3 protein-coding genes and 1 pseudogene are annotated in these 4,329 nt (G+C 44.6%); 1 reads left to right on the forward strand and 3 read right to left on the reverse strand.

From position 1 onward, the window contains the following. The 3 genes from WAK81_RS02985 to WAK81_RS02995 all read right to left on the reverse strand — a co-directional run. Positions 1-1,038: serine hydrolase domain-containing protein (locus tag WAK81_RS02985; protein WP_422195626.1), on the reverse strand; the 1,038-nt coding region annotated here is incomplete at its 3' end. 59 nt (positions 1,039-1,097) lie between these two features. Next, complete coding sequence (locus WAK81_RS02990) at positions 1,098-1,952, reverse strand: MaoC family dehydratase (RefSeq protein ID WP_422195627.1); 855 nt, start codon at positions 1,950-1,952, stop codon at positions 1,098-1,100. Positions 1,953-2,116: 164 nt separating this feature from the next. After that, on the reverse strand, positions 2,117-3,508 hold the full coding sequence (locus tag WAK81_RS02995; protein ID WP_422195628.1) for a 3-oxoacyl-ACP reductase: 1,392 nt from the start codon (positions 3,506-3,508) through the stop codon (positions 2,117-2,119). A gap of 240 nt (positions 3,509-3,748) precedes the next feature. Here WAK81_RS02995 and WAK81_RS03000 point away from each other — a divergent pair. Beyond that, positions 3,749-4,329, forward strand: a pseudogene (locus tag WAK81_RS03000) (acetyl-CoA C-acyltransferase); the annotation flags it as partial.

Consider the following 4,329-nt stretch of genomic DNA (forward strand, 5'->3'; position numbering starts at 1 on the left):
GCGCCAGTGCATCGGTAAAGGCATGACCCGATCTCGTGTTTTGTATTGAACCTGACTGAGTCGCTGAAACACCTCAGGCGAAATGAATTGTTGATCTTGCCATTCACCACGACTGGCCAGCATGGCATAGATTTTTGCCAGACTCTCTGCGGTAAATACTCCATTGGCGGAGGGAATAATCGCTTGTAGCCCCTGTTCACTAAAGAAACTAAATTTCTTCATGCCTGTGGGAATCATTGCATCCTGAAAATCCTGAGGATCCTGCCCGCTAAAGACCAAGGCTCGTTCCATCAGATTGGGTTTTCTTGGCGTGGTTTTTTTCGCAGGCTGTGTTTGAGACTTGGCTACTTTAGGCTTTAAAATGGGTAAAGCCACCCGAGTTAACTCATTCGTCGGTACACTAAAATAAGCACCATTTAATTGTAGGGGCTGCACCAGATATTCCCGCATCAGTGCACCCAGTTTTTTACCAGTCGCTTTTTCTAATGCCCCACCCACCTGCCAGCCAAAGGTTAGCGGTTGATAAGCGGCATCTGTAGCAACCTGAAAACGTGGTTCAGCTGCCGCAATCCGGTCTAGCATATGCGACCAGTCGGTCATTTCAGTGGCATCATCAATGATATTACGGATATCAAACAATCCGCTTTGATGACTGAGCATATGCGCCAGAGTAATATTTTCTTTACCCTTTTGCGCAAATTCAGGCCAGTATTCTGCAACCGGCCAGTCATAATCCAGATAACCTTGACTGACCAGAATGTGCGCCAAAGTCGCCAGTACGCCTTTGCCTGTGGAATAACATAGCGACATGGTATCGGGTTGCCAGTTTTCAGTGACAGACTTTTTACCGGTATAAATATCGACGACCTTTTGTCCCTCAAAATATACCACCAGTGCCGCACCACCCTGTTCGGTACGTGCATCCTGCAAACGGCTAAACTGACGGGCAAGGTCACTGAAACGCTCATCGACATTGCCCTGATAATTATGCTGATCAGCAAAAAGATAATCTTTAATTGGCTGCATCATTCTATCCATAGAATATTAATCCCTTAAAATGAAAAAGCCTAAAACAGATTTAGGCTTTTGCTTCAGATTTAAATCGCTTTGATATGACCGGTGACATGCGGTTTTTGATTCTTACTGTTTCGAATCAGGAAATCTGTATCATTCGCTGCCTGCGCGGTCAGGAACTCAACTTTAGATGGCAAGTACATCGGCAACTTGAACCAGACATCAGCTTCATAGGCATCTGGCAATGACAGATTTGCCAGCGCTTTGGCTTTGCTCCACATACCATGTGCAATCGCCTGTTTAAAACCAAAAGCTTTCGCTGTGACTGCATGAATATGGATCAGGTTAAAATCACCTGAGGTCATGGCATAACGGCGACCAGTATTCTCCGAGATGTTCCATTCATTATTGAGTATATATTCTGGCGCTTGGCTTTCTGCAGGTTTGGCAGCAGCTTTAGCATTGGTCTTTTGACGTGACAGATAAGTCGTCAATGCTTCAACTACGACCTCGCCTCCCACTTTGACTGTAGTAATGAAATCAAACTGCACGCCTTTATCGTGCGGCTGCAATTCGCCAAACTTACATGACAGCGTCAATGTCTCATTCACACCGACTTTACGGTATTGCTTCACTTGGTTACGGATATGTACCAAACCCAAAATCGGAAACGGAAATGCTTCTGAAGTCATCATGTGCATTTGCAGACTTTGTGAAAGTACCGTCAGATAGATTGCTGGAATATAACCATTATTTTTAAAACCACAAACTTCGTTATAGGCTTTCAGATGTTTCTGATCGACCTTGAATGAATCCACCACATATTCAACTTGCGGTAGAACTTTTTCAGCTTTCGGCTTTTTAAAAATCAAGCCTTGAATCACTTTTGGATAGGCTAAATAAGGTTTTGGAAGTTGACTAAAATGGCGCGTATTCATACTGAACCTTTAAAATATTTATCTTTATCAAGTTCTCTCTAATGGATAGAGAGGATGAGGAGCAAGTTTCAAACTGTCCTTTTATATTTTTAATCCCTCCCAACCTCCCTTTATTAAAGGGAGGAGTAGTCCCCCTTTGAAAAGGGGGATTTAGGGGGATTCTATTAAGCCCCTAACAGACTTTGACCACATACACGTACCACGTTGCCATTTAAACCTGTTGATGCAGTAGCAGCAAACATTGCAATCGTTTCTGCAACATCGACAGGTAGACCGCCCTGACTCATCGAGTTCATACGGCGGCCCGCTTCACGGATCGCAAATGGAATCGCAGCCGTCATTTGTGTTTCGATAAAGCCCGGTGCAACGGCATTAATGGTTATACCATTTTTTAATGTCGGTGCTGTGAATTTTACTACACCAATCACCCCGGCTTTAGATGCTGCATAGTTGGTTTGACCCAGGTTACCTGCAATCCCAGAAATCGAGGATACACAGATAATACGGCCATTGGCATTTAGACCATCGTGGGAGATTAAATAATCATTCACGCGTTCTATTGCAGACAGGTTGATATTAATCACCAGATCCCACAGCTCAGGCTTCATATTGGCCAAGGTCTTGTCACGAGTAATTCCGGCATTATGTACAATAATATCCAGACCGCCATGCTCAGCTGCCGCTGCCTTGATCTTCTCACCTGCATCTGCAGCTGTAATATCAATAGCCAAGGTAGAACCGCCGATCTCACTAGCTACACGATCAAGGTCAGCCTGCTGTTGTGGAACATCCAGACAGATGACATGTGCACCATCACGGGCCAATACATGGGCAATCGCTTCACCAATACCACGGCTTGCGCCTGTCACAACCGCAGCTTTACCCGCTAATGGCTTGATCCAGTCTACGTCTACTTTTTCAGCTGGTGAAACACGGATCACCTGACCAGAAACATAGGCAGAACGCGGAGAAACCGCAAAACGTAATGCAGACTCAAGATTCGCTTCAGCACCTGCATCAACATAGATCAGGTTTGCTGCGATACCTTTCTTGAATTCTTTAGCCACTGATTTCACAAAACCTTCCAATGCACGTTGAGCAATCGCCTGGCTCACCGATTTTGCTGTTTCAGGTGTGGTACCGACAATTACAACACGACCAGAACTCTGGATCTGACGCGCAATCGGGTTAAAGAAATCATAAAGTGATTTTAACTGTTCTGAATTTTCGATCCCTGAAGCATCAAAAATAACGACCTTGAATTTTGATTCTTTATCGCCCGGGTTAAATGCACCAAGATTCAGCCCAGATGCTGCAGCCGCCTGTTGCAACTCAGCATTATTACCTGCATAGCTGTTGGCATGAATATTTGCCAGAACCTGAGCAATAGCACCCGTCAATGGACTTGCTGGTACTGCGCCCAATAATACTGCGCCTTTTACCACCGGCGTAGCAGACTCAAAACGGTCTAAAGAAGTTGGGGATGGCAAACCCAAATTTTTAATGACAAATTTACCAATAGGAGATTTTGCAAAAGTTTGGTACTGATCAGTCATGTTTATTATCTCTCATACAAATTAATTTTTGGTTGATCTAAAGTTATCCTTAAACTTCAATATGATGCCAGACACATATATTTCAATAGATCCGCCAGATTCCGCCCAATCATACTTGAGATAATAGGCAGATGACTTGACCTGAGCGCAGTCTGTAATGTCATTGTAGTCAATACAGCCTATAGTCTTCTATGCTAATGTAAGCACCAAGAAGACGATCTATTTGCCTGATAAAGCCTTATGAGCAAAACAACTCAAGAAAATCCAGCAGTCAAGAACTCTGCGACAGAAACTGTGTCAAAACCATCAACGCGCACCAAGCGTAGCACTAAAAATACTGATACAGCCAATGCAGCAGAAAAAAGTCCGGCTAAAACCACACGTACACGTAGTACGTCTACACGTGCCAAAAAAACGACTTCACGCCAACAAGATTCAACTTCTATAACACAGACTTCTGTTCAACAGGAACCAAACATGAGCCAAAATACAGTTCGCCGCGTTGCGATTATCGGTGGTAACCGCATTCCATTTGCACGTTCTAATGGTGCTTACTTTACGGCATCCAATACTGATATGTTCACAGCAACCCTGAACGGCCTGGTTGAGCGTTTTAATCTGCAAGGTCAACGCTTAGGGGAAGTGGTTGCAGGTGCGGTATTGAAGCACAGCCGGGACTTCAACATGACCCGTGAATGTGTATTGAACACAGCCCTTGCAGCTGAAACGCCAGCGTATGACATTCAGCAAGCCTGTGGTACGGGCTTGCAGGCTGCGTTCCTGATTGCCAACAAGATTGCTTTGGGTCAGATCGAAGTGGG

Origin of the sequence: Acinetobacter sp. (assembly GCF_049284435.1) — a bacterium.
In the GTDB taxonomy this organism is placed as follows: Bacteria; Pseudomonadota; Gammaproteobacteria; order Pseudomonadales; family Moraxellaceae; genus Acinetobacter.